General features: G+C 57.5%; 5 protein-coding genes. All 5 read right to left on the bottom strand.

Annotation, left to right across the window (positions count from 1 at the left end):
* Positions 1 to 362: 362 nt before the first annotated feature.
* The 5 genes from SGJ19_03830 to SGJ19_03810 all read right to left on the bottom strand — a co-directional run bounded on the left by SGJ19_03830 (position 363) and on the right by SGJ19_03810 (position 5,340).
* The gene (locus tag SGJ19_03830) at positions 363 to 542 is read right to left on the bottom strand and encodes a hypothetical protein (protein ID MDZ4779365.1); all 180 of its coding nucleotides are present in this window, start codon (positions 540 to 542) and stop codon (positions 363 to 365) included.
* 140 nt (positions 543 to 682) lie between these two features.
* A complete protein-coding gene (locus tag SGJ19_03825) occupies positions 683 to 1,576 on the bottom strand; it encodes an HDOD domain-containing protein (protein MDZ4779364.1) in 894 nt (297 codons plus the stop codon).
* Positions 1,573 to 4,020 (bottom strand): EAL domain-containing protein, encoded by a 2,448-nt coding sequence (locus tag SGJ19_03820; protein ID MDZ4779363.1) that lies wholly within the window; start codon positions 4,018 to 4,020, stop codon positions 1,573 to 1,575. Before SGJ19_03820 ends, SGJ19_03825 begins: the two co-directional genes overlap by 4 nt.
* Positions 4,021 to 4,094: 74 nt before the next feature.
* Positions 4,095 to 4,742, bottom strand: a complete 648-nt coding sequence (locus tag SGJ19_03815; GenBank protein MDZ4779362.1) for a hypothetical protein — start codon at positions 4,740 to 4,742, stop codon at positions 4,095 to 4,097.
* Positions 4,743 to 4,998: 256 nt separating this feature from the next.
* Complete coding sequence (locus SGJ19_03810) at positions 4,999 to 5,340, bottom strand: response regulator (GenBank protein ID MDZ4779361.1); 342 nt, start codon at positions 5,338 to 5,340, stop codon at positions 4,999 to 5,001.
* Between the last annotated feature and the right edge of the window lie 417 nt (positions 5,341 to 5,757).

Here is a 5,757-nt window from a genome sequence, read left to right as displayed (position 1 = left end):
TCTCTCAGCGATCCGGCGAATCGACTCCCGACCCCTTATTCTACCCCCCCTTATCCTACCCCAAGGCCTGCGGGCGAATCGGCATGTCTGGGAGCCGGCCGGCGTTGCGGCCTGGAACTAGTCGGGCTTGATCCTGCGGTGCCGGCAGGGAACCGAATGGCTGCGGTCACAGCAGAAGGCAGGAATGTTTTGCCGCTGAACCAAGCTTGTCTGGTTCATGGAGCTCGATCACTCGGGCTCCAGAATTCGGTTCCTGACACCTTAGAATTCTTCGCCGCCTAAAACTGCGAAACTCGAACTTAGAGCGGAGCTTGGTCGAGAACGGGCTTCCGCCTTGGCTTCCGGGGCGACAATGCGGACCGTCAGCATGTAGCGATTGCCTCTCTCCGAATCAGCCCCGAAACTGTATGTTTGTTTTCGCGATCGGCGATGATCGAGCGCGGCTCCGTCGGCATGGCCATGCCGACGGAGCCGAAACCGTGCGATACATACGTCGTCCAACCCATCGGCACGAACAGATTGCTCGACGGCTTCGTTCCCATGACCGGCTCCCTTCTCAAAATATCAGATTGGCAAAAACCTAACATCCCGGACGGATCAAGAAATGGGGAGAAGGTTAATCTAACATTTTGGGAAGGGGGTCAGTACGGAGAAGATCACGATGCGTCTCTCACCGAGTTTCTCAGTCGGAAAATAGTTGTTGCGTTTCTTGAATTGCGCCAGGGAGCGTTTTAGCGATAGCTTCAAGGTCGTCTTTGCTGAGACCTAATGTGTTGAGCACCTGCTGGTCGATGGCGTCGGTTTCGACCGTCCGCGTATATCCCAGTCCCGTGCGAGCGGCCAGAATATCAGCCACATGGACGATTGCCGGCAGCATGCGATCGGATTCCGGAAGTTGCATCGGCCGGTGGTGGAATCCGGCGACGTCTTCCAGCTTCTTGGGAAACTTCCATTTCCTGAAGAGGGCGGCTCCGAATGCTTCGTGCGTTGCGCCCAATACGCGCGCCTCCGCTTGGCGGAACGTCAGGCTTTGTTCGCCGGGCAGAGTGTCGATCATTTCAATAAACTTCTGACGGCACGCCTGCATCTCGATCATGATTCCGACATCGTGAATTAAGCCCGCCAGGAATGCCTCCTCGGTCAAAACAAGTCCTGTCTTTTTCGCCAGGGCGAGTGCGCCTGTTGCGACCGCGACGGAGTGCATCCAGAGGTCGCGGGCGTCAAAATGAGAGCTGATTCGCTCCGCTCGAAATAGTTTGTGGAGACTTGTCGCGAGGGCGATGTTTTTTACAGCGTTGAAACCAAGTAATAAGACGGCGCGATCGATCGAACCAATCTTCTGCGGCAGACCATAGAACGAGGAGTTGACGACCTTCAGAATGCGGATACTCAGCGACGGATCGCTGGCGATGATCTTGTTGACGTCTTCCACGGTCGACTTGATGTCTTCCACGAGGCGTAAGATCTTGAGGGCGACCACCGGCAGCGTTGCGATGTGCCTGACGTCTTGGAGGCACATTTCAACGATGGGTGGCACCTCACTATCGACCGCGGCATTCATCTTGGCTTGGGTCATGCCGGCATCTCGCACTGGTGAATCTGGTTGGTCTCGTCGGCGGGAATTAGTATTGGTGCGCCGGATGACAATGCTTCGAAGTCGCGCGCGGTTGTCTTGAATGTCGGAGGAACCCAGTGCTCGAGATCGACAGCAGGCATCGGCTTCGCGAAGACATAGCCTTGTCCGTATTCGCAGCCGAGTGCCTGCAGAAGGGCGAACTGTTCGACGTCTTCGATTCCTTCCGCCACCACCTGCAGGCCCAGGTTGTCCGCCATAATCAGCACAGCGTGCAACAACGCGGCTAACTCGCGGACCTGCTGAATATTGGCGATAAAGGCGCGGTCAATCTTCAGAACATCGATCGGAAAATTATGCAGACACGACAATGACGAATGCCCGGTACCGAAGTCGTCCAGGTCGATCTTGATTCCCAATTGTTTGAGTTCCCTCAGCGCTGCTATGGCGATTTTCGGATCGCGCATGATCATGCTCTCCGTCACTTCCAGGTGCAGGCATTCGGGCGGAATGACATGCCTGGCGAGCGCTTGTTCGACGACCCCGACCAGATTCGGAAGGAGCAATTGCTTGCGCGACACGTTGACGTGAACGCAATGCGGCAGGTTGGTGCCGTGCGGTAAACGCCGCCATTCCGCCAGTTGCCGGCAGGCTTCGTCGATCACCCAGTTGCCGATGGGAACGATGAGCCCCGTCTCTTCCGCGACGGAGATGAACTCGGCGGGATTGATAAGGCCGCGTTGCGGGTGCATCCACCGCAACAGCGCCTCGACACCCTCCATCCGACCCGTTTCGAGCGAGACGATCGGCTGATAGACGAGAAAAAGTTCATTCCGTGAGACGGCTTCCCGCAACCCGCCTTCGATGCGAAGTACGGCTTGAGCGCGATCGCGCAGGGACTGATCGAAGATCGCATAGCGCGCCTTCCCCTTGGCCTTGGCCTCGTACATCGCCAGGTCAGCATCGCGGAGCACGTCGCAGGCCGATTCAAACCGATGATCGCTGGTGACGATGCCGATGCTGGCCGTGGCGACGACGGTATGAGGACCCAGCTTGTAGCTTCGCGAGAATACATTAAGCAGCCGTTCCGCCACCACGACCGCATCCGTCGGGCGGGAGAGACCGTCGAGCAAGACTACGAACTCGTCTCCCCCCAGCCGGGCCGGCAGGAACTTGTCGGTCGACTGAGATGTCTGGCGAATGCGTAGCGAGATCTCTTTGAGGAGTTCATCTCCCACGTTGTGCCCCAGGCTGTCGTTGATCAGTTTGAACCGGTCGAAGTCCAGGAAAAGCACCGCGAAGTGATCACCGTCTTTGCGGTCGATCACTTTCTGAATGGAACGCAGGATGGATGCGCGGTTGGGCAGACCCGTCAGCGTGTCATGAGAGGCAAGATCCTCCAGTTTCCTGGTCGTCTGCGTGTGCTCGGTGATATCGCGAAGCAGTCCCATGAACAGAGGCTCCGACTGCTCTGGCACATCGACTTTCCAAAGTGTCACAAGACATGGAAATTCCGTGCCGTCCCGACGGCTGGCTGTCAGCTCGCGGGACTGTCCCAGGAGTTTGGACGTGCCAGTTTGTCGGTAGCGGGACAGGTAACCGTCGTGTTCGGAACGGTACGGCTCGGGTATCACCACTTTGATGTTCTGTCCGATCAGTTCGTCTGGTTTCCAGCCGAACACCGTTTCGACGGATTTGCTCGCGGCTTGAACAATGCCCTGGCTGTCGACGGTAATCATCGGATCCAGCGTCGAACTCAGCATTGCCTGTAAACGGGCTTCGCTCGTGTGGAGCTTCAGCTCGCTTAAAGTCAGTTCCTGCGTGCGTTCCTGCACTCGAAGCTCGAAGCGCTGGTTCGTTGATTCCAGTTGGGCTTGGCGCTCGGCGCTGACGCGCATTCCTGCTCGACTGCGACGACAACTGGCCGCCAGAACAACGACCTCGAACAGAACCCAGGTTGTGTGTTCGATCCAACGGAATGGGCTCTCCACGAAGACGCCGTACACGGACTGCGGCCACAAAACACCGCGGATGGCGTGATCAACGGCGACAACAATGGCCGGGATGACCAGGAGCCGCCATTCGCGATAGAAGGACAAAAACGCTAACGACACGAAAATGTGGAAATGCGTCTCAAGGCGTCCGCCGGTGAGATGAATTAATAACGCCGACCACAGCACTTGAGCTGTCGCGATGACGTGCCGTGTCATTGGGCGGCCGGGATATTTGAGACCCAAGAACACCGGCAGACTGGTAATCGCGCCGCCCAAGAGCACAGCCGCCCAGACGTGCAGATGCACCTGGGATGTCGCACCGATCCATGTGTTCGGGGAGAGCCATAGCGCTGCGAAGATTCCTGCGATCCATTGCGCCAGCATCAGCACGACAAACAATCGGTCGGTCGCTTGGAAAATTTGGGAAGATTGTTGGTGGAACAACTCTTCCACTCGGACGGATACGGGCGCGTTTTCAAGGGGAATCTTTCGTTCTTCCATGGGTGCCTCTGCGAGGGCCTGATTCGTTAGTCTGACTCTACGACTGGACAACCGAATATAGGGCACGAGTTCAACAAGTGTGCCTTTCCTTGGACCAGTGATACGACCGCGCTGTGGCCAGAATTGTCGCCCTCGTGGCCGCGACCGGCGGTGATCCCACCGCTAAATAGCAGTCGGCCTTTGGCGTCGTAGAGCAGGACGTGGCCCGACGTTTCGGCACCAAACTGCGAGGCCGTCGCGGCACCGAGATCCGATTTGACTTTGACGCCAGGGATATGTGTGGCGGTCTCCCAAAGGTCCGTGTGCGACCAGTTGTCCGGTTCGTCGACCGGTTGGAAAAACAGGACATTTGCTTCGAGACCATCGCCGGCCTGCGCCAGAATCTCGGCCAGTTCCCGTAAGCTGGCTCGACTGCAGGGACAACGTGGGTGGATGAACATCAGTAAGGTGTTACGTTCGACCGCTCGTTGGATCGGACAATCGAAGGGCCATTCAGAAAGCGGTTTGCCAATCGCTCCGGCCGTATTGGAAAAGGAAATGACCATCGACATGCCGATCGCCACCGCCGTCAGCCAAAAGGCAGCGAAAATGACCGCAATCCGTCTTTTCTTCGTGGCCACGGTAGCCTTCTGACTGGTTGAACGGACATTCGTGCACTCGGTGGCGATCCACATTGGCTCACCCGCACTTCGATCAGCAGGCTGCTGCCGGCGCCCGCAAGCCGCAAAGTATGAGGGCGGCCCCGTAACACTACTGATCCCGAAGTCTACGCCGCGTTTTCGCAACGCCGATCATCGAAACGCGTTCTTTTGGGCAGCAAAGGACGCTGCGTGTCGTAAGAGTTAGAATCGTTACAATTGAAGGTGTTTGTGTCGCTTTGGCTTGATCCCCTTCCCGCGCCGCCGTTTTCAACCGCAGTCTACACAGCACTCACCGAAAACAGCGTGCCGCAGCAGTCTCAGGCAGCGCCGTCGCGGCCTTGGTCGCGCAGTACGCGGCGACCTGGGCGATGAGCTTCGGCCGGTCGATGGGCTTGGTGGCGAAATCGTCGCAACCGGCTGACAGGCATTTTTCGCGGTCGGCCGTCATCGCGTGAGCCGTCAACGCCATAATCGGACTACGATAACCCTTGGCGCGCAGCAAGGCAGCGGCTTCGTAGCCGTCCATGACCTCCGGCATCTGCATGTCCATCAGGATAACTTGAAAAGGCGTGCCTTTTTCGTGAGCCTTCCAGGCCTCCTCGACCGCCGCGCGTCCGTCGCCCCGACTCAACAAAAACGAGAAGCCCTTCGATCAATCGGTCGGCGGGCTTTTTGCGTTAATTCCCGGACATTTTCGGTTTTCGGACCGAGTTCAAACCGAATCGCCTTGGGGTAGGGTGTTTTTCTCGGAGATGCTGCAACCCTATACGGTGGTTGCTATTCCAACGGTTCAAACGGGTTGCTGGCAAAGATTATCGGGCCAGATACAATTGACCGGATTGAAGTCCGAGTAACCTGCTCTTCGTGTCGCGCTCAGCAGAACAAGCCGCGACCGCGTGATGAAAGTGACGTGTGCCGCATGAGATCAAAGTCCTTTCTGATCCTTTCGATCGCTATCGGAAGTTCACTGGGCTGGTTAGTTGCGAGCGACCGGCTTGGCTCGCTGCGACAAGTCAGTGGCGCACCACCGGCAGCGACGACCGCCAGC

This window comes from Planctomycetia bacterium (assembly GCA_034440135.1).
GTDB lineage: Bacteria > Planctomycetota > Planctomycetia > Pirellulales > JALHLM01 > JALHLM01.
This window is presented reverse-complemented; position numbering and strand designations above follow the sequence as displayed.

Bases quoted from the DNA above. Each gene is read 5' to 3' on its own strand.
- SGJ19_03815 (MDZ4779362.1), bottom strand. From the start codon at position 4,742: ATGTGGATCGCCACCGAGTGCACGAATGTCCGTTCAACCAGTCAGAAG.
- SGJ19_03825 (MDZ4779364.1), bottom strand. From the start codon at position 1,576: ATGACCCAAGCCAAGATGAATGCCGCGGTCGATAGTGAGGTGCCACCC.
- SGJ19_03830 (MDZ4779365.1), bottom strand. From the start codon at position 542: ATGGGAACGAAGCCGTCGAGCAATCTGTTCGTGCCGATGGGTTGGACG.